This is a genomic window from Nocardia altamirensis NBRC 108246 (genome assembly GCF_001612685.1).
Classification (GTDB): Bacteria; Actinomycetota; Actinomycetes; order Mycobacteriales; family Mycobacteriaceae; genus Nocardia; species Nocardia altamirensis.
The window spans coordinates 1-18,961 of the sequence record NZ_BDAY01000130.1; the positions used below are offsets into that span (position 1 = coordinate 1).

General features: G+C 67.1%; 23 protein-coding genes. 12 read left to right on the plus strand and 11 right to left on the minus strand.

What is annotated here, in order from left to right; genetic code table 11:
- Window positions 1-1,018: MarP family serine protease (locus NA11_RS42435; RefSeq protein WP_069167781.1), on the plus strand; the 1,018-nt coding region annotated here is incomplete at its 5' end.
- 83 nt (window positions 1,019-1,101) lie between these two features.
- Window positions 1,102-2,232, plus strand: a complete 1,131-nt coding sequence (locus NA11_RS42440) for a lipase family protein (protein WP_069167782.1) — start codon at window positions 1,102-1,104, stop codon at window positions 2,230-2,232.
- A gap of 2 nt (window positions 2,233-2,234) precedes the next feature.
- On the opposite strand, the gene NA11_RS42445 is transcribed toward NA11_RS42440, so the two are convergent.
- Window positions 2,235-2,819 carry an NAD-dependent epimerase/dehydratase family protein gene (locus NA11_RS42445; protein ID WP_069167796.1) on the minus strand — a complete coding sequence of 195 codons (585 nt, stop codon included), beginning with the start codon at window positions 2,817-2,819 and terminating at the stop codon, window positions 2,235-2,237.
- 135 nt (window positions 2,820-2,954) lie between these two features.
- Between NA11_RS42445 and NA11_RS42450 the strand changes: the two genes are divergently transcribed.
- The 3 genes from NA11_RS42450 to NA11_RS42460 all read left to right on the plus strand — a co-directional run bounded on the left by NA11_RS42450 (window position 2,955) and on the right by NA11_RS42460 (window position 5,646).
- Window positions 2,955-3,704, plus strand: coding sequence for a DUF6882 domain-containing protein (locus tag NA11_RS42450; RefSeq protein WP_084655575.1), 750 nt, complete (start codon window positions 2,955-2,957; stop codon window positions 3,702-3,704).
- A gap of 199 nt (window positions 3,705-3,903) precedes the next feature.
- Window positions 3,904-5,190, plus strand: a complete 1,287-nt coding sequence (gene aspS, locus NA11_RS42455) for an aspartate--tRNA(Asn) ligase (protein WP_069167798.1) — start codon at window positions 3,904-3,906, stop codon at window positions 5,188-5,190.
- Between the two features lie 120 nt (window positions 5,191-5,310).
- A complete protein-coding gene (locus tag NA11_RS42460; RefSeq protein ID WP_069167783.1) occupies window positions 5,311-5,646 on the plus strand; it encodes a hypothetical protein in 336 nt (111 codons plus the stop codon).
- A 13-nt stretch (window positions 5,647-5,659) separates the two neighbouring features.
- Here the strand turns inward: NA11_RS42460 and NA11_RS42465 are convergent, their stop codons facing one another.
- On the minus strand, window positions 5,660-6,010 hold the full coding sequence (locus NA11_RS42465; protein WP_141718162.1) for a hypothetical protein: 351 nt from the start codon (window positions 6,008-6,010) through the stop codon (window positions 5,660-5,662).
- A 204-nt stretch (window positions 6,011-6,214) separates the two neighbouring features.
- Window positions 6,215-7,033 (minus strand): endo alpha-1,4 polygalactosaminidase, encoded by an 819-nt coding sequence (locus NA11_RS42470; RefSeq protein ID WP_084655576.1) that lies wholly within the window; start codon window positions 7,031-7,033, stop codon window positions 6,215-6,217.
- A gap of 120 nt (window positions 7,034-7,153) precedes the next feature.
- Here NA11_RS42470 and NA11_RS42475 point away from each other — a divergent pair, with 120 nt between their 5' ends.
- The 3 genes from NA11_RS42475 to NA11_RS42485 all read left to right on the plus strand — a co-directional run bounded on the left by NA11_RS42475 (window position 7,154) and on the right by NA11_RS42485 (window position 10,250).
- Window positions 7,154-7,783, plus strand: a complete 630-nt coding sequence (locus tag NA11_RS42475; RefSeq protein ID WP_167837858.1) for a TetR/AcrR family transcriptional regulator — start codon at window positions 7,154-7,156, stop codon at window positions 7,781-7,783.
- Between the two features lie 53 nt (window positions 7,784-7,836).
- Window positions 7,837-9,612 carry an AMP-dependent synthetase/ligase gene (locus NA11_RS42480; protein WP_069167786.1) on the plus strand — a complete coding sequence of 592 codons (1,776 nt, stop codon included), beginning with the start codon at window positions 7,837-7,839 and terminating at the stop codon, window positions 9,610-9,612.
- 143 nt (window positions 9,613-9,755) lie between these two features.
- Window positions 9,756-10,250, plus strand: coding sequence for a phosphoribosyltransferase (locus NA11_RS42485; protein WP_069167787.1), 495 nt, complete (start codon window positions 9,756-9,758; stop codon window positions 10,248-10,250).
- Here the strand turns inward: NA11_RS42485 and NA11_RS42490 are convergent.
- From NA11_RS42490 to NA11_RS46100, 3 genes are all read right to left on the minus strand, one after another.
- Complete coding sequence (locus NA11_RS42490) at window positions 10,247-10,636, minus strand: MarR family winged helix-turn-helix transcriptional regulator (RefSeq protein ID WP_439957146.1); 390 nt, start codon at window positions 10,634-10,636, stop codon at window positions 10,247-10,249. The two genes, NA11_RS42485 and NA11_RS42490, sit on opposite strands and share 4 nt — an antisense overlap.
- A 318-nt stretch (window positions 10,637-10,954) precedes the next feature.
- Entirely contained in the window at window positions 10,955-11,233 is a 279-nt protein-coding gene (locus tag NA11_RS42495; protein ID WP_029892379.1) for a hypothetical protein, read from the minus strand.
- Between the two features lie 144 nt (window positions 11,234-11,377).
- Window positions 11,378-11,515, minus strand: coding sequence for a hypothetical protein (locus NA11_RS46100; RefSeq protein ID WP_167837859.1), 138 nt, complete (start codon window positions 11,513-11,515; stop codon window positions 11,378-11,380).
- Window positions 11,516-11,576: 61 nt separating this feature from the next.
- On the opposite strand from NA11_RS46100, the gene NA11_RS42500 reads away from it, so the two are divergent.
- Complete coding sequence (locus NA11_RS42500) at window positions 11,577-12,398, plus strand: SAM-dependent methyltransferase (protein ID WP_069167788.1); 822 nt, start codon at window positions 11,577-11,579, stop codon at window positions 12,396-12,398.
- A gap of 20 nt (window positions 12,399-12,418) precedes the next feature.
- Here the strand turns inward: NA11_RS42500 and curA are convergent, their stop codons facing one another.
- Complete coding sequence (curA, locus tag NA11_RS42505) at window positions 12,419-13,438, minus strand: NADPH-dependent curcumin/dihydrocurcumin reductase (RefSeq protein WP_069167789.1); 1,020 nt, start codon at window positions 13,436-13,438, stop codon at window positions 12,419-12,421.
- Window positions 13,439-13,621: 183 nt separating this feature from the next.
- Between curA and NA11_RS42510 the strand changes: the two genes are divergently transcribed.
- Both NA11_RS42510 and NA11_RS42515 read left to right on the plus strand, forming a co-directional pair.
- Window positions 13,622-14,371: an LGFP repeat-containing protein gene (locus NA11_RS42510; RefSeq protein ID WP_069167790.1), complete on the plus strand. Its 750-nt coding sequence runs from the start codon at window positions 13,622-13,624 to the stop codon at window positions 14,369-14,371.
- A gap of 377 nt (window positions 14,372-14,748) precedes the next feature.
- Window positions 14,749-15,315, plus strand: a complete 567-nt coding sequence (locus NA11_RS42515) for an O-acetyl-ADP-ribose deacetylase (protein WP_069167801.1) — start codon at window positions 14,749-14,751, stop codon at window positions 15,313-15,315.
- Between the two features lie 10 nt (window positions 15,316-15,325).
- Here the strand turns inward: NA11_RS42515 and NA11_RS42520 are convergent, their stop codons facing one another.
- On the minus strand, window positions 15,326-16,051 hold the full coding sequence (locus tag NA11_RS42520; RefSeq protein ID WP_069167791.1) for a haloacid dehalogenase type II: 726 nt from the start codon (window positions 16,049-16,051) through the stop codon (window positions 15,326-15,328).
- A 74-nt stretch (window positions 16,052-16,125) separates the two neighbouring features.
- Complete coding sequence (locus NA11_RS42525) at window positions 16,126-16,524, minus strand: NUDIX hydrolase (protein WP_069167792.1); 399 nt, start codon at window positions 16,522-16,524, stop codon at window positions 16,126-16,128.
- A gap of 233 nt (window positions 16,525-16,757) precedes the next feature.
- Between NA11_RS42525 and NA11_RS42530 the strand changes: the two genes are divergently transcribed.
- Window positions 16,758-17,558 carry a DsbA family protein gene (locus NA11_RS42530; protein ID WP_245746576.1) on the plus strand — a complete coding sequence of 267 codons (801 nt, stop codon included), beginning with the start codon at window positions 16,758-16,760 and terminating at the stop codon, window positions 17,556-17,558.
- 27 nt (window positions 17,559-17,585) lie between these two features.
- Here the strand turns inward: NA11_RS42530 and NA11_RS42535 are convergent, their stop codons facing one another.
- Both NA11_RS42535 and NA11_RS42540 read right to left on the minus strand, forming a co-directional pair.
- Window positions 17,586-17,819 carry a pyridoxamine 5'-phosphate oxidase family protein gene (locus NA11_RS42535; RefSeq protein WP_141718163.1) on the minus strand — a complete coding sequence of 78 codons (234 nt, stop codon included), beginning with the start codon at window positions 17,817-17,819 and terminating at the stop codon, window positions 17,586-17,588.
- A 148-nt stretch (window positions 17,820-17,967) separates the two neighbouring features.
- The gene (locus NA11_RS42540) at window positions 17,968-18,843 is read right to left on the minus strand and encodes an LLM class F420-dependent oxidoreductase (protein ID WP_069167795.1); all 876 of its coding nucleotides are present in this window, start codon (window positions 18,841-18,843) and stop codon (window positions 17,968-17,970) included.
- Between the last annotated feature and the right edge of the window lie 118 nt (window positions 18,844-18,961).

The following is an 18,961-nucleotide window of genomic DNA, read 5'->3' on the forward strand; positions in this document are numbered from 1 at the left end:
GGCGGTGCTCGCGACGGTGACGCTCGCGCAGCTCGCGCCGGGCCCGACGCGCCTGCTGCTCGTCGTGCTGCTGCTCGTCGGATTGGTTGCGGTCGGGGAAACCGCAGGCCGCCGACTCGGACAGGCCGCACGCGCGGCCGTGCGCAGCACTGCCGGGAAACGAATGGACGCTGCCGGCGGGTCCTTCGTGCACGCGATCGCGGCCCCGCTCGCGGTGTGGATGTTCGCGGCGCCGCTCGCCATGTACCTGCCGCCGAGTTGGGCGGCGGCACTGCGGGATTCGCTGGTCGTGCGTCAGGTGGACGAGGTCACGCCGTACTGGCTGGCGAGCCTGCCGACCGTGCTCGCCGCGCCGCTCGTCGATGCGGGGCTGTCGGTTTCGTTGCCGCCCCCGGATCCCCGCGTCGTGCACAGCCAGGTGCCCGTCGACCTGCAGCCGAGTGTGTTGCGTGTGCAAGGCCCAGCGTGTGGGTTCGTCAACTCCGGTTCGGGTTTCGTCGTCTCGCCGGAGCGAGTGCTGACCAACGCGCACGTCGTAGCGGGCGGCTCGAACGTCTCGGTCTCGACGCCGAGCGGGCCGTTGCCCGCCACCGTCATCGAGTTCGACCCCGGGCTCGACTTCGCGGTGCTTGCGGTGCCTGGTCTCACGGCACCACCGGTTACCCCCGCACCCCAGTCTGCCGGGCCAGGCGCCGATGCCATCGTCCTCGGCTATCCCGAGGGTGGCGGATACACGGCTGCCGCGGCGCGAGTACAGACTCACAGCAGCGTGCAGGTGCCCGACATCTATCATCGCGAAACAAGCGAACGCACGATCTACACGGTGAAATCGTCGATACGAGAGGGTGATTCGGGCGGCGCACTGGTGGACACGCGCGGCCGCATTCTCGGGCTCGTCTTCGGGGTCGATCGGGGCGACAACGGTACAGGATTTGCCGTTGACCTGCGATTCCTGCTCGGCCGACTCGGCCAGGGTCACGCGGCGGCCGCCGTCGACACCGGACCGTGCGTCCACTGACCCGATCGACGAAACCCGAACCCGCACTGGCGGATATTCGACACCATGATCGTCAGGTGCGCTGGTCCGCCTAGGGTCGCGGCATGCGTTTTGCCCTTACCGTCGTTGCCGCGGCCGTGCTGTCGCTCACCGGCGCGTCCGCGCACGCACAGCCTCCGGCGCCGGGAACCGTGGTCGAGTCGACACCGCTGTCGGCTACGGAGCTGATCCCCAACGCGGGCACCGGTTTCCGGGTCGTTCATCGCACGACCGGGCAGAGCGGACAGCCGGAAGTCAGCGGGGGCATGGTCTATGTGCCCGCAGGTACGCCGCCCGCGGGTGGTTGGCCGGTGGTGTCGTGGGGCCACGGCACCTCCGGGATGGTCCAGGGTTGCGCGCCGAGCCTGACCGACAACATCATCGGCGGGACGGTGGATCAGGCGCTCGATCTGTCCCGCTTCCTCGGCGCCGGATATGCCGTCGCCGCAAGCGATTACATCGGGCTCGGCGCGCCCGGCTACCACGACTACCTCGGCGGCCGCGCGGCGGGGCATGCGGTGATCGATATCGTCCGGGCCGCTCGCACCCTCGTGCCCGAGCTGTCCGCCGCGTACGTCACCTCCGGCCTTTCCCAAGGCGGGCACGCGGCACTGTTCGCCGGGGCGATGGCCACCGAGTATGCGCCGGAGCTGGATCTGCGTGGCGTGCTCGCCTTTGCGCCGGCGTCGAACGTCGAACGACTGATCGGGCTCATGGGCCCGACCACGCCGGTGATCCCGTTGGTCAACGGCATCATGACGAACGGCGTGCTGGCGATCGCCGGTCTGGCGCACGCGCGCCCGGACGTGCCGATCGCCGACTTCCTCACCGCACGGGGCCGCGAGGCCGTCCGGGTTGCCGAGACGAGCACCGATTGCTGGGATTCCGTGCAGCGCATGGTCCGCGGCCGCCCGCCCGGCGAGCTGCTGGCGAAGCCCTTGGCGGACCCCGTCTTCGAGGCAGCGTTGCGGGACTACATCGTCATTCCGGCGACCGGCTACCGGGTGCCGATCCGCATCGCCCAGGGCGTCCTCGACGACATCATGCCGCTACCCGCGGCGTTGATCCTCCAGCAGCAGCTCGCGCACGGAGGCACACAGGCAGATCTGCGGGTCTACCCCACCGCGACGCACAACAGCATCGTCTCGGTCGCCGGACCGGACGCGCTCGACTTCCTCCGCCAGACCTTCGGCTGAGGTCACGGGTTGTCGGCGACGATCACGACACCGCTCGGCGCGTCGAGCAACGGAACCGTCTGCGCCGCAGCGCTGTCCACGTGCACGCGCGGGTGGCTCGGCAGTTCGGTCTCGTAATAGGTTCCCGGGCCGTAGAACTGGCCGTACTTCACCACGACGCCGTCGATGTCGAGCACGGCGGCCTCGTGATCGTTGATCACCCGGCTCCGCCCGCCCACCGGTTCCCACGCGATGCTCTGCGCGAGAAAACGTTTCGCGCCTGCGGCGCGGGCCGCGGCGATCAGGTTGCGGGTGCCCTCGCTGCGGATGCGCGAATTGGCCGCGGCGAGCTCGGGAATCAGCGCGGCGTCGTCGGGGAGGTCGGTCAGCTGGTGCATGACCAGGTCGGGGCCGTAGCCGACGACGGCGGCGGTCAGCGCATCCTGGTCGTACACATCGCAGATCACCGGCTCCGCCCCGGCCGCACGCACCTGCTCGGTCTTCGCCGCCGACCTGGTCATCCCCGCGACCTCGTGCCCCGCCGCCACCAGCAGCGGCACCAACCGTGTTCCGATGACGCCCGTTGCGCCCGCGAGAAAAATACGCACGATTAGATCGTAATGATGTGCGCCGAACACGCCACGATCCGGTCGACTTACTGGGCGATAGCTATTACGAGACCGCAACGGACGTTAATTCTATGGGGGTGCGGCACCTCGGCATTTCGGACAGTATGAACGTCCGTGACCGCTTATCTCGACCCTCAATCACCGACCCTCGAACAATTGCGCATCGATGCCGCACTGATGTCCTACGAACATCAGGAACACTGTGTCGAAGTGCTCGGTGAACACAGATGGCAGGTCAGTTATGAACCGCCGCGGTTCGAGTTCATCGGCGACCATTCCTTGTCGTGCACGCGTTTTCACGTCCTCGGTACCGCAGCACCTGGCCCGCAGAGTTGGCTGTGGAGTTGGGCCAACGACGACTGGTACCCGCCCGAGGTCACCGAGCTGGCCCGATCGGTGCGCGATTACGGTCTGCGCCATGGCATTCCGGAACTGTGCACGCCCGAGGTCCCGTTCGCGGACCTGCCGGACGCACCGACCGAACCGAGCCGGGTCACCTGGCTGATCGGTGAACTGGCCAAGGCGATCTCCGGCTGCTGGACCTGGTACAGCTGCGAGGTCGGCCGTGGCACCCGGCTTGCGGTCCTGCTCGAACACCCCGACCTGAGCGTGCCCGACCCCGAACCGCTCGGCGTCATGCACACGCTCAACGGCGTTTTCGCCCTCGGCCTGCCCAACCACCGGCGCGCCATCGAGAGTTACGCCATCCAACGCGGCCTGACGACTCAATTCAGCACGGAGGAAGCCAAAATCCGCGTCGCAGGACCCACGTTCGATGTTGTCGTCGCATTCAACGACGACAACCTGGCCACCGGGATGTCCATGTCGAACCAGGCGGTCCGACGGCCGCCCGAGCAGAAATAGTTTCGGCTCGGGCGCCGCGCGCGGTTAGACTCCGGACGCGGCACTGACGAGCGTGACGAACTCCGAGCCGCGTCGGCCGGTCACCGACTCGACAATCGACCAGCAGAGGCAGCCAGTGATGGGCTGCGAAGGTGTGGTGGCACCGCGACGGACCCGATCGCCCACACCTCCCGGGGACAGCAACCAGGAGGTGACACTGATGCCACGCACGCTCTGTTCGGCCCTCGCCGCGACAGCGGCCGACCCGGTGACCGTCGAAGGATGGATACACCGACGCAGACAACTCGCGACCGTGACGTTCGTCGTGCTGCGCGACCGCTCCGGACTCGCCCAGGTGGTGGTGACCGATCCCGGTGTACGGGAACAGGTTTCGGACCTGCCAGAGGAGACGGTGGTCCGGGTGACCGGCACCGCGAGCGCGAACACGAAGGCGCCGGGCGGGGTCGAGATCGTCGACCCGACGATTCACCCGCTCGGCGCGCCTGCCGAGCCGCCGCCGCTCGAACTGTGGCGACCCGAGCTCGGCGTCACGCTGCCGACCGCGCTCGACCATGCCGCGCTCAGCTGGCGCCATCCCACCCGCCAGGCGGTCTGGCAGCTCGCCGCGGCTTCGCTGGCCGGGTTCCGGCGCCATCTCGACGGCGCCGGGTTCACCGAGGTCGCGACCCCGAAGATCGTCGGCCAATCCACCGAGTCGGGGGCAAACGTGTTCACGCTGGACTACTTCGGCGCGACCGCATACCTGGCCCAGTCCCCGCAGCTCTACAAGCAGATCCTGACCGGCGTCTTCGAGCGGGTCTACGAGGTGGGCCCGGTCTTTCGCGCCGAACCGCACGACACCGCGCGCCACCTCGCCGAATATGTCTCGCTCGACGTCGAATTCGGGTTCATCGACGACCATCGCGACGTACTCGCCCGGCTCAGGGACACACTCGCCGCGATGATCGACGCCATCCGCGAAAAGGCAGGCGCCGCAGTCGAAGTCCTCGACGCCGAGCTCCCGGTGGTGCCCGAGCAGATCCCGGTGATCCACTTCAGGGAAGCACTCAAGCTCGTCGGCGCACCGTCGACCGAGCCGGACCTCGCCCCAGAGCACGAACGCTTCCTCGGCAAGTGGGCGAAGGCTCAGTTCGACTCGGATTTCCTTGCTGTGGAGGGCTATCCGGCCGTCAAACGGCCCTTCTACACCCACCCGGAGCCCGCTGACCCGCGCTGGACGAACTCGTTCGACCTGCTGTTCCGCGGGCTCGAACTCGTCACCGGCGGCCAGCGCCTGCACAACTACGCCGACTACCTCGCGGCGCTGGCGGTGCGCGGCGAGGACCCAGCGGAGTACGAGCCCTATCTGGCGGCCATGCGCCGCGGCATGCCGCCGCACGGCGGGTTCGCGATCGGCTTGCAGCGGTGGGTGTCCCGCCTGATCGAAGCCGACAACATCAGGCGCGCCACCCTGTTCCCCCGCGACCTGCATCGCCTGCGCCCATGAGTGAAAAGACCGTGGCGATACTCCGGTATCGCCACGGTCTTGTCCCGTTCCCGATCCGTTCGGCCGCCGTCGCGGTAGCGTGGGGACCGCTGTGAGGCGACCGCGACGGAAGGTGGGGCGATGACGATCGGTGGCTCAGTACGGCAACTCAGGGCGGACATGGGCAGCACGCGCGTTTACGGCGAGCCTTTCGAAACCGGTGACGGGTCAACGGTCATCACGGTCACCAGGGTGGGCGGTGGACCGTTCGCGCCTGCGCCGTTGGGCATCTTCGTGGTGCACAACGGCGAGGCGACATGGGTTCCGACGCGCGACGCCACGCGGCTGGAGCTGTTCGGCCTCGCCATCGGGATGGCGGCGACGGTTATCTCGCTGCTCGCGGTATTGCGCCGACCGCCGTGGCCCGACCTGTCCCCTGCGGGGTTCAGAGCGATGCACAAACCCGGCCGACACTGATTGTGCGGATAACTCAATTCTCGTAGACGTAGCAACCGAATCCGTCGACCTTCGCCGGAAGTGACGCTTCACCATAGGCGTCCTTGGTTGCGCCTTCACAGACCGCCGTCATGCCGGGCTTCGGGGCAACGCCGCGTTTATGCAGCCGGAACTTCTGCTTGATCGGCCCGGCCGATGGCGCGCCGTTGCTCGCCTCGCAGTGCCCGGAACCTATTGCGCCGACCTGCTCCGGCTCTTCGATGTCGTCACAGATATAGGACCATTGTTCCTCGGCGCGCGCGACACCGGCGAATCCGATCGATCCGGTGGCAGCCGCGAGGAAAACGCCCGCTAGGAGGGCAATCCGGACTGGACTCATGCGCATGAAAATCCCCATCCTATCGATGATTTCGGTCGATTCGGCCGCCCGCTGCGCGGGCACCGTCCCAGTGCGGCGCCGGGCGGCCGAATCGGTGCGAGGTAACACGCGATAGCGCGAACCGTAGCGGAAGAATGGGGCTGCTCGTCCTATTTGACGCAGAGTGTCGCGGGCAGCACGAAAAGCCGGACCGGAATTCCCGCAAATAAATCAGCAGGTTTCACGCCACGCGCCGAGGGTAATCTTTTTGCGGATCGAGGACAGCCCGAGACGGGTGGCATCGCCACAAAAGTCGGCGGTGTTCAGATTGTATTCGGCGTGAAACACCGGCTTGCCCGCTTCGAGGAACGGCTTCAGCTTCTCGCAGGCGCGATTCGCGCGATCTTCGAAGCATTGTTCGTTGACCGCGAAGTCGAACAGCCCGGCCAAGGCGGCGACCTGATCGAGATCGTTCTTCAACCCGATCGCCAAGCCGCGGTCGTGCGCAAGCCCCGCCAGCATCTTGTTGTAGGCCAGCTGGTCGTCCGCCGTGATCACCAGATCGCCGGTCTGCTGCCGGTGCAGATCGGCCCAATCCGGTTCCACGCCATCGAAACCCTTCTCCTTGCACAGATCCATCCGCTTGGCCATCAACGGCTTCAGCACACTGATCTGCCTGATGTCGAGCCAACGCTCGTCCTCCCACTCCGGCACCGGACCGCTCTTCACGCTGTCCGGGAAGTCACCCGCATCCGGCCGATACGGCTCCCACGAGCCGCCGGACATGTAGCAGATCACCTTGCGGCCCTGGCCGTGCAGCGCCCGTACGGTGGACGCGGGGTTCTCGAACAGGTCGATGTCGTAGACCTGCGCGTTGATCGAGGTGTCCACCGGCTCCTCGTGCAGCTGCCACTGCCAGGTGAGCCCCTTCTCGGGATGCCACCACGGCCCCGGATCGGCGGCGGCCGGGGCGAGGGACCAGGCGAAGGCCAGGACGACGGTCAGGATCAGCACGCGTACCCATCGACGCGCGGAACGTGCGAAAGCCATACGGGCACAGTAGGCCTCGTGACGGCGCGGCGTCCTGCGCGATCGAGATCCGCGGTCGGTATACCGAGAAATCCGGCCAGGCGGTGGAACTTGACACAGCTCTGTGTCAGGATTCACTCCGTGTCCACAGTTGTCCGCCCGTTTCGCGGGGTGAGCGCCGAGGCTCGGCTCGCCCAACGTCGCGCCGACCTGCTCGAGGCCGGTCTCGACGAGATCGCCGCGGTCGGCGTCGCGAAAGTGCGGATGAGCTCGGTGTGTGAGCGCGCCGGGCTGACCCAGCGGTATTTCTACGAGCACTTCCGCAACCGCGACCACCTGATCGACGCGCTGCACGAGGCGATGATCAACGACCTGATCACCCGCACCGTCGCCGCCGTCGAGGCAGAACCGCTCGACATGCTCGTCCGCGCGCGGGTGGCCGTGGCGACCTTCCTCGACTTCTTCGCCGAAGAACCGCGCCGCGCCCGGCTCTACACCGAGGCGGCGACCCTGCCGTCGCTCGCCGCCCGCAAGGCCGACGGCATCCAGCGCTACGCCGAGCAGGCCGCCAGGCAGGTGTGCGCGGTCTACGGCGAAACTGATCCCGAGACCCACGCCAGGATCGCCTTGGCCGCCCTGGTGGTGGTGCACGGCAACTCCGCGGTCACCCTCGCCTGGCACAACGGCGAAATCGACATGGCACGTACCGAATACGTCGAGCTGCTCGCGCAGATCTTCGTCGACGCCCTCGTCGGCGTCCACCCGCACTGACCGTCGTACCCACCAGGCCGGCCCCGCCGGCGACCATCGAGCCAGGAGATCGTATGCCCACGTTCGCTTCCGCCGCGTCCACTCTGTGCGAGGCGTTCCAAGCCACCGTTGCCCGCAACCCCGACAAGGTCGCCGTGCGCACGATCGGTGACCGGAGCACCCTCACGTTTCGTGCATGGGGCGAGCAAGTGCGTTCGCTCGCAGCGGGATTCGCGGCACTCGGCGTGCGGCGCGGCGATCGGGTCGCCCTGATGATGACCAACCGGCCCGAGTTCTACCCGATCGACGTCGCATTGCAGCATCTCGGCGTCACCGTGTTCTCCGTCTACAACACCTCGTCCCCCGAGCAGTTGAACTACCTGTTCAGCGACTCGGCTGCCACCGTCGTCGTGTGCGAAACCCAGTACGCCGCCGCCGTATTCGCGGGCAAGAACGGCACCGGGGTCGAGCAGGTGGTGTGCATCGACGGCGCACCCGAGGGCACTGTCACCCTCGACGAGGTCGCCGCGCGCGGTCAAACGGACTTCGACTTCGACTCGGCGTGGCGCGCAGTACAACCCGAGGACGTGCTGACCCTGATCTACACCTCCGGCACCACCGGCAGCCCCAAAGGCGTTCAGCTCACCCACGCCAACATCCTCGCCATGGTCGACGCCACCGAGCAGCTCGCGGACGCGAACGCCGACGACCGAATTCTCTCGTTCCTGCCCTCCGCACACATCGCGGACCGCTGGTCGTCGCTCTATCTCCTGGAAGTACTCGGCAACCAGCTCACCACCACCGCCGACCGCGCCGAGTTCGCCGCGGCGCTCGCCGACACGCGGCCGACCATCTTCGGCGCGGTACCGCAGGTGTGGCAGAAGCTGAAGGCAGGCATCGAGGCCAAGGTGGCCGAGTCGACGGGAGTCAAAGCGGCACTGGCGAACTGGGCGCTGCGGGTGGGCCGCGCGGCCTCCGACGCCCGGCTCGACGGCAAGCCCGTATCCGCGGTGCTCGCCGTGCAGGAGCGCGTCGCCGACGCGCTGGTGTTGTCGAAGCTGCGCGCGGCGATCGGCCTCGATGCCGTCCGGATCGCGATCTCCGGCGCCGCCCCGATCTCCTCGGAGACACTACGATTCTTCAACGGCGTCGGCATCGCGGCCTCCGACGCGTGGGGCATGTCGGAGCTGTCCGGCATGGCCACCATCAGCCCGCCCGGACAGGTGCGCCTCGGCACCGTCGGAAAGATCGTGCCGGGCAACGAGATCCGGATCGCCGACGACGACGGCGAGGTGCTGATCCGCGGCCCGATCGTGATGCTCGGCTACCTGAACAAGCCCGACCAGACCGCCGAGACCATCGACGCCGACGGCTGGGTGCACACCGGCGATATCGGCACCCTCGACGAGGCCGGCTTTCTGCGGATCGTCGACCGCAAGAAGGAACTCATCATCAACGCGGGCGGAAAGAACATGTCGCCCAGCAACATCGAGAACTGGATCAAGGCGTTCGCCCCGCTGATCGGCCAGGCGGTGGCGATCGGCGACAACCGCAAATACAACGTCGCACTCATCTCGCTCGACCCCGACGCGGCCGCGGCCTACGCGGACAAGGCAGGCGTCGCGCTCGACGCCGCGGTGCTCGCCAAAGATCCTGGCGTGCACCAGATCGTGGGTGACGCCGTCGACAAGGCGAACGCGAAGCTCTCCCGGGTCGAGCAGATCAAGAAGTTCACCATCGTGCCGGACTTCTGGCAGCCGGGCAGCGAGGTGCTGACGCCGACGATGAAGCTGCGCCGCAAGCCGATCAACGAGCGCTACGCCGCCGCCATCGAGGAGCTGTACTCCTGAGACAGCGGGCAAGGTCGCGTCGCCCGGCGCGGCCTTGCCGCTGATCCTTCGGCTGCTGACCTGTTCCAGGGTGCGTGGCGATCCGCACAATGGTGCGCCTCGTATGCTCTGTGCGCAGTCGCGACGAGGGAGATGGAGGATCCATGGCGGATCGGGAAGTGCTGACCTGGGAGTTGTTCGGTTCGGCGAGTCGAGAGTTGGCGACCACGATCGCGGACGACGGGTTCGAGCCCGATCTGATCCTCTCGATCGCGCGCGGCGGTTTGTTCGTCGCTGGCGCGCTCGGTTACGCGCTGGACGTGAAGAACCTGCACGTGATGAACGTCGAGTTCTACACCGGCATCGACCAGCGCCTGGACCTGCCCGTCATGTTGCCGCCGGTGCCGCAGGCGGTCGACCTGGCAGGCGCCACCGTGCTGGTCGCCGACGATGTCGCCGACACCGGCGCCACCCTCAAGCTGGTCCGCGACTTCTGCGAAGACCATGTCGCCGAGGTGCGCTGCGCGGTGATCTACCAGAAGCCGCGCTCGGAGGTCGACTGCGAATACGTCTGGAAGCGCACCGATCGCTGGATCAACTTCCCGTGGTCGACCGAGCCGCCGGTGGTGCAGCGGCAGCGGCAGGTGCTCGACGCCTAGGCCTCGTCGCGCGCGACCGCGATCGCGTCGAGGCGCGCGCCGAGGGCGTTCACCTGATCGCGCAGGGCGATGATGGTGTCCAGCGAATAGCCGACTCCGGCAATCACCGACTCGATCATCTCCCTGGCCTGGCGCTGCAGTGCCACGCTCGCCTCGGTCGCGCGCAGTTCCACCGAGCGCCGATCGTGGGCGCTGCGCACACTTTCCACGAAACCATGCGACTGGAGGCGCTGGATCAACGGCGAGATGGTGCCGTAGTCCAGGCGTAGCTGTTCGCCCAGTTCCTTCATCGTCATCCCCGGCCGTTCCCACAGCGCGAGCAGCGCCAGGTACTGCGGATAGGTGATCTGCATCGCGTCGAGGAACGGCCGATAGGCGGCGGTCATCGCGCGCGAGGTGGAATAGAGGGCGAAGCACAGCTGGTTCGCCAGCACGAGCAGGTCGCGGTCGGAGTCACCGGCGGTTACCGCACTGTTCGGGTCTACCGCCGGATCGACACGCACCGCTGCCGTGGGATGCGCTACATCGGGCATACCTGCACTGTACGCATAGCTGCCACGGAATTTCTCACCGTGCGGCGGCGGCCGCCGCGGCGCTCCGGGTCGGCGACGGCGCCGCACCTACCGCGAATCGGCGTTGTCCCAATCGAACCCGGCTCAACGAGAGCTATCTCGTCGAGCCGGTGCCAACGCTGGAGTGCTCGATCAGCCGATGACGGAATTCATGATGGTGCCTGCGCTGGTCGCCACGGCACCGCCCGCCATCGCGCTGGCGATCATCTTCGGCGACTGCAAACCGCCGCCGCTCCACTTCTCCCAGGCAAACCGGCCGCCACCGTACGTAATGGCCGTGATGCCAGACAGTTGCACGAGCCAGGTGAAGTAACGGCCCATTTGCATCAGTTTGTCCGCCAGCGGCGGCGCCTCCGGCGTCGGATTACTGACCTCCGCAAGAACGGTGTCGTGCAGCGCGGCGAGAATCATGCTCACGTTCGTGCTCCTTTTCGCAGGGTGAGGTGGGTTTACTCGTCGCCGGAAAATCTCGTGACCTGCGCAATTGAACCTCATCAAGATCAGGTGTGTCCCGCGACACACCGAAGCGCGCCACGCCGACATCGGGGCGGCCGGTCAGGCACATACGGAAAAGTCGGTCGAATACGGATGGATCGGTGAAAAACCAACGCCGTCCGCGGGAATCGCCGCGTGCCAGGCGTTCGCTGGAATATCCTGAATGGGCACGATTTGCAGCAAGTAGTCGCCGTCCATCGGCGACTCGGCGGCGTCAGGGGCCCGACTTCCCCCGCGACCGCCACAGGAGGGAATCACCATGCCGGACAGTCGTTCACACGCCACCGAATTATCGACCATCATCGACACCAAAGTCGCGCACGAAGCACGCGTCTACGACTACTGGCTAGGCGGGAAGGACAACTATCCGGCCGACCGAGCCCTCGGCGACGCCATCGCCACCCACATCCCCGCGATCCGCACCATGGCCCGCGCCAACCGCGCCTTCCTCGGCCGCGCGGTCCGCTACCTGGTCAGCGAAGTCGGCATCAATCAGTTCCTCGATATCGGCACCGGCATCCCCACCGCCGGCAACACGCACGAGGTCGCACAGAAGCTGGACCCGGCCGCGCGCGTGGTCTACGTCGACAACGATCCGATCGTGCTCGCGCACGCCCGCGCGCTCATGGCGAGCAAGCCGCAGGGCAAGACCGCGTTCATCCACGCCGACCTGCACGACCCCGCCAGCATCCTCGGCGACAACGCCATCGCCGACACCCTCGACCTGGATCAGCCGGTGGCCATCATGCTGGTCGCGATCATGATGTACTTCCGCGACAGCGACGACCCGCACGGCATCGTGCGCAACCTGCTCGACGTGGTGCCCTCCGGCAGCTACCTCGTTATCACCCATCCCACCGCCGATTTCGACGAGCGCGCGATGGCCCGCGTTGTCGCCTCGGCCGAGCAGGCGGGCATCACCTTCTACCCGCGCGGTCGCGCCGACACCGAAAAGCTTTTCGCGGGCACCGAGCTCATCGAGCCCGGTGTCGTTCCCGTCGTCAGCTGGCATCCGAATCCTGGCGACAACGCCGACCCCGAATCCGCGTGGTACTGGGCCGGTATCGGCCGCAAGCTGTGAGCGGCTGCTGAATATCGTTGCTAGTCGGCGACTTTGACAACGACCTTGCCGAAGTTGCGCCCTTCCAGCATGCCGATGAACGCTTCGGGGGCGTGCTCGAGCCCCTCGGTGACGTCTTCGAGGTACTTGACCCGCCCCTCGGCGATCCATCCGGCCATGTCGCGCAGGAAGTCCGGGTAGAGCTCGCGGACGAACTCGGTCTGGATGAAGCCGCGGATCGTGAGGCTCTTGGTCAGAATTCGGCGATAGAAGGCGGGCAGGTTGTCCGGGCCTTCGGGCGCACCCGAGCTGTTGTAGAGGGCGATCTGACCGCACACCGGAACGCGCGCAAAGGAATTCAGCAACGGATACACCGCGTCCGCCACGGGACCGGCGACGTTCTCGAAGTAGATGTCGATGCCGTCCGGGACCGCGGCCTGCAGTTGGTCGGCGAAATCGGGCGCGCGGTGGTCGAGCGCGACATCGAAGCCGAAGTCGTCGAGCAGGGCCGCGCGCTTCGCGGGCCCGCCAGCGATGCCGACCGCACGAGCGCCCTTGATCTTGGCGATCTGCCCGACCGCCGAACCGACCGGGCCGGTAGCCGCGGCCACCACCAGGGTCTCCCCGGCACGCGGCTGACCGATCTTCAGCAGTCCGGAGTACGCGGTGAAGCCGGGCATGCCGAGCACGCCGAGGGCGGTGGAGACCGGCGCGGTGTCCGCATCGAGCTTGCGCAGGCCGGACGCGTCGGCGACGTCGTAGCTCTGCCAGCCCGAATAGCCGAGCACCACATCGCCTTTCGTGAACGACGCGGCCCGGGAATCGACGACCTCGGCGACCGTGGCGCCGACCATCACCGCGCCGATCTCGACGGGCTTCGCATAGGACTTCGCGGCACTCATCCGGCCGCGCATGTACGGGTCGAGGGACAGGTACAGCGTGCGCAACAGCACCTGACCCTCCTCGAGCGGCGGCAGCTCCGCCGTTTCGGAGCGGAAGTTCGCCGGGGTCGGTGCACCCTCCGGCCGGGAAGCAAGCACGATACGCGTCGACTTGGCCATGAACTCGAGCCTAGCGCTCGAGCGGACGCGGCCATGGTCCGCGACCAGCCCCTTCGCGGATGTGGCGGAGGCCACCCCAGGTCAGCCTCGGTAAGGCGGGACCGCCGTCGTCGTGCCATCATGTCTCACCAACGCGCTCAGCCCCGTCTCGCACACCGAGTATCGCCCGACTGAGGAGTTCTCTTGGCACGCCCCATCCCGCGCCGCCGCAGGCGCACCGCGCTCGTCGCGACCACCGCCGCCATGGCCGCGGTCCTGGCCACCAGCGTGAGCACCGACCTCGCGGCCGCACGGCCGATCGGCAACTTCGACGTCGGCGGCGCGATCGAGGTCGAATACGACCAGACGGGTGGGCCCGACGTCTTCGGCGACCCGACCTCGCCCGAGTCGGACGCCGCGAACGGCGGCAAGTGGCAGTCCTTCGACCGCAACGCGGTGATCTACTGGCATCCGGTCACCGGGGCACACCAGGTCGGCGGTCCGATCCTGGACAAATGGCGCAACCTTGGCCTGGAGAACGGCGTGCTGCGCTACCCGGTGACCGACGAGCAGTCGACCCCGTCGAAGCCAGGTCGTTTCAACCACTTCCAGGGCGGCTCGATCTACTGGTCGGTGGGCACCGCGGCGCATCAGATCGGCGGCGCGATCCGCGACAAGTGGGCGTCCTACGGCTGGGAAAGCAGCCCACTCGGCTTCCCGATCACCGACGAAGCCGCGGCCAAGGACAACGGCCGCTACAACCTGTTCAACGACGGCGCGATCTACTGGTCGCCCCGCTACGGCGCGCACGTGGTCTGGGGCGCCATCCGCACCACCTGGGAGGCGCGGGCGGGCGCGAACGGCGCCTACGGCTATCCGACCGGCGACGAGTACGACTACGAAGGCGGCAAGGCGCAAGACTTCCAGGGTGGCCGGATCACCTGGAAGCCCTGATCTCTCGCTGACCACGCAAAGCGGACCATCCGGTACCTGATGCGTCGAAATTACTACGGCCACGGCGGGTCGGCGCGCTATGGTCGCGAGTCGTGACCGGTGTATCGAGTCTGGGTGAGCTCTTCCTTCCGGAGCCGGAGCGATGGGGATTGCGTGGCGATCCGCATGCGTGGCGTGCGCTTCGGGATCGGCTGGAGCGGGTCGCGGTGCCTGCGACCATCGACGCACTGATCAGCTTGCTGCACAACACCTTCGAGGATGTCGTCGGGGTGAGCTTGACGGCCGCGGACGCGCCGGACAGTGTGCACCGGCCCGAACTCGATCATGGCGGGATGTCCGGCGGGGTGGTGTCGCTGGACGCGTGGCGGAGGGCGTTGATGCCGGTGCTCGAAGGGCGGGCCAGGCATCTGCTCGCCGGGCGGCCCAACACCGCCGCGATCGTCCTGCTTCGCGGCGATATCACCGAGCAGTGGGTGGATGCGATCGTCAACGCGGCCAACTCGTCGTTGCTCGGCGGTGGCGGTGTCGACGGCGCGATCCACCGGGCGGGTGGGCCCGAGATCCTCGCCGCCTGCCGGGATCTGCGCGCGTCGCATTACGGCAAGGGGCTGGCGGTCGGCCAGGCGGTGGCCACCACCGGCGGCAAGCTCTATGCGCGGTCGGTCATCCACACCGTGGGGCCGGTCTGGTCCGACAGTGAGGATCGTTCCGCGTTGCTTGCGTCGTGCTATCGCGAATCACTGCGGGTCGCAGACACATTGGACGCACGAACGGTGGCGTTCCCCGCCATCTCCACCGGCATCTACCGGTGGCCGATCGACGACGGCGCACGCATCGCGATCGAGACAGTGCGGACGACGAAAACCTCAGTGCGAGAAGTACGCTTCATCCTCTTCGACGATCGCGCCTACGCGGCATTCGCCGCGGCAGTGTCCGCCGAATAGCGGAAGTTGTTCAGCAACCCAGTTTTTCGGCGAGCTCGGCGAAGTCGGTGACGGTCAGGTCGCTGACTGTCTCGCCGGGGCGATCGGCCTTGTGGTGTGGGCCCTTCTCGCCGGGGCGCTCGATGAAGGCGGTGCGCAGGCCCGCCTCGCGCGCGCCGTCGATGTCCCAGTTGTGGGTCGCGACCATCAGTACCCGGTCGGGGGCGACGTCGAGCAGGGTTGCGGCGGTGCGATAGACCTCGGGCGCAGGCTTGTACGACCGTGCCAGTTCGGCGGACAGGATGCAGTCGAAAGGCAGGCCAGCGGCCTTGATCAATCGAGTGAGCAGGGCGAAACCGCCGTTGGACAGTGCGGCGACGGTGTAGCGCTCGCGCAGCCTGGTGAGGCCTGCGGCGGCATCCGGCCAGGCGGGCAGCAGATGCCAGGCGCGAACCAGCTTCGCACGCGCTGCGTCGTCGAAGTGGCCGCCGACGCCGTGGTGCTCGAGCAGGCGGTCGAGGGACTCGCGATGCAGCGTGTCGAGGTAGGCCCACGGCCGCTCACCGGTTCGGACGCGTTGCATGGAAGGCAGATACATCTCGCGCCACTCGGTGGCGAAGTCCAGCGGATCGAGCTCGACGCCTGCCGCACGGAAGATCTCGGCGGCCTGGTCGGCGACGCCGGTGAACCAGTCGACGGTGGTGCCGAAGATGTCGCAGGTGATCACCTGGATCGCGTCTCGATCGAACTCGGACATGTTGTCTCCCTTCGCCTATGCGCGCACTAGCACCAACATCCCACACCCGTCGACCACACGGCGATGACAATGACCTACCAGTCGACGATGCCGAGCTCGTGCAACCGGCGAAAAACCAGCATCGAACCGGGAGCCACGTGGTCCATCGCGGCGTACTCGCCGACGGTGAAGTAGCGGATCTCGGCGATCTCACTGGTCGGCTGCGGGTCACCGTCCAATTCCGCGGTGAAGCAGGTCATGTGCAGCCGAGTGCCCGCGGCATGACCGTACGCCTCGGCCAGGAACACGCCGAGCTCGTCGTAGGACACGACGCCGACGCCGAGTTCCTCACGCACCTCGCGGCGCAACGCCACCTCGGGCGTCTCCCCCGGGTCGATTTTCCCGCCCGCCATGTAGAAGACGTCCTTGCCGATCGATCGCGCCTGCAGCAGACGACGATCCCTGACGTGGGCCAACGCGGCTGTGCGAATCACCGGACCACCCTACTTTTCCCGGGTAAGCGTGGGTCAACCGAATACCGCCACGCCGGGTCGGATCCGCGAGTTCCGTGCGCGCACGGGCGCAAATATGGGTGCCTGAGCAAAGATTCAGCGCTGGGAGGCGCGAAATACGGTCGGCAACCGTTATCGTGTCGAAGCGAAACTGTTGGATGGCGAAGAAGCTGGGGGAACACTCTGTGAACACCAGTCAAGGTGCATGGCCGGGCATGTCGCCGGAGCCCCAGCACGACGACGACCGCGACAGCCACAACCGCAGAGTCCTCTACGCGATGGTCGCGGGCGCCCTCCTGTTCGTTGTCGTCGCGGTGACCTGCGTCGGGATTGTGGCGAACGACCTCAGCAAGGATTTCATCGGCACCGCGGTCGCTGCGGGCCCACCCGGACAAGACTCGCGGACGCTGCCGGTCAAGCCCGCGCCGCCCGTCGGCCAGATCTCGCTGACCGTGCCTGCCGGTGTCACCGACAACGGTGCGGTCCGGGTCGGCGAACCGAGTGCCCGCGCGGTCGTCCGCGTCGTCGCCGACCTGCAGTGCCCCGCCTGCCAGGCCTTCGAGAAGGCCAACGCCAAGGCGCTCGAAGAGGCAACCAAAAACGGCACGGCCGTCGTCGAATACAACATCATCTCGTTCCTCGACCGTGCTTCGACCACCCAATACTCTTCGCGCGCAAACAATGCGTCGTACTGCGTCGCCGAATCCGACTCGTCGAAGTATCAGTCGTGGCTGGCCAGCATGTTCGAACAGCAGCCTGCCGAAGGCGGCGACGGCCTCCCCGATCGCAAGCTCATCGAGATCGCCGAGGCCGCGGGCTACACCGATCCCGCTGTCGCCCAATGCATCACCGAGCGCAAGTACGACGCCTACGTCCGCAGCAACACCAAGGACATCCTCGCCACCGGCATCAACTCGACGCCTTCGGTTTTCATCAACGGCAAGCAGATCGAGCAGGGCACGCAGCTGTTCACCACCGACGGTCTGGCCGGCCCCATCGCCGCTGCGGCCCGCTGATACGGCTGTCCCGCATCGCCTTCGGGCTCAGTCAGGGTTTCGCTCACCCTGGTCTGCGCCGAGCCATTTGGCCGGACGCATCCGGAACAGCACCGAGTGACTGTCGTATTCCTGGTCGACGAACGCTTCGGCGTCCGCTGGGGACAGGTACCGGCGCGCAATGCTCAATACCTGCGCGCGGGTAGGCGATTCGTCCACTCCCGTCACGGAGCCTTCCACGGTGACGTATTTCGGTGGATGGTCCTCCGATTGCACTGCCATGCTGAATCGACCAGCCTTGCGGATTGCCTTGTCCTTCACGGTGTCACGGGCCGTCCAGATCAAGACCTCACCGTGCGGCGCGTAGTCGTACCAGATCAGGACCGCCAGTGGGGCGCCTCTCCGCCCGGGCTGAGACAGGTCGGTATGGTCAGCCCAGTTCGGCGAGTTGCGGGACAGCCGGGGCCATGGCGTCGATCCAGGCAGCCGGGGCACCGGTGGTGGGAGTGATGATGACGGCGTGCACGCCGAGTTTGGCGTAATCGGCCATCTCTCTGACGAATTCGTCGCGGGTGGCCGGGGTCGGACGTGGGTTGTTGGCCATGATCGTGATGCGGATGTCGCGGTAGTCACGGCCGACGGTGTCGCAGTGCTTGCGCAGGACGTCGAGTTTGTGTTCGACATCGGCCGGCGCGGAAGCAAACAGGTTGCAGGCGTCACCGTACTGGGCGACGAGGCGCAACGTTTTACGTTCTCCCCCACCGCCGATCAGGATCTTCGGACGGTGGATCGGCTGCGGCGAACAGAGGGTTTCGGCGAGCTGGTAGTGCCGTCCGTCGAACGGCCCGTTGTTGTCCGGATCCCACATCTGCCCGCAGATCTGCAGCGCTTCCTCGAGTCGCTCGAACCGTTCGGCGATCGGCGGATAGGGCACGCCGAGCCCGAGGTGTTCCCGCTCGAACCAGGCGGCGCCGAGGCCGAGGGCGGCGCGGCCACCGGACAGGACGTCGAGAGTGGTGACGATCTTCGCGAGCAGGCCGGGATGCCGGTACGTCACGCCGGTGACGAGCAGGCCGAGCTCGATGGTCGAGGTGTGGGCGGCCAGGTAACCGAGGGTGGTGTACCCCTCGAGCATGTTCGCCTCCGCAGGCAGCCCGGTCGGCGCGATCTGAAAGTAGTGGTCCATGAACGACAACCAGGTCGCCCCCGCCGCCTCCGCCGCAACACCCACCCTGGCCAACTCGCCCGCGATGGCGGTGGTGCCACCGTCGATGGTGAAAATCGGAAGGTGGAAACCAAGTTCCATGAGCGATCTCCTAACACGTCGACAACCTCTGCCAAGCACGCTAAGCCCTGGAGTGCACTCCAGGTCAAGCACCGAAACACCCACCCCCTACCGTGCACCCACACCGCTTCCGCGAATT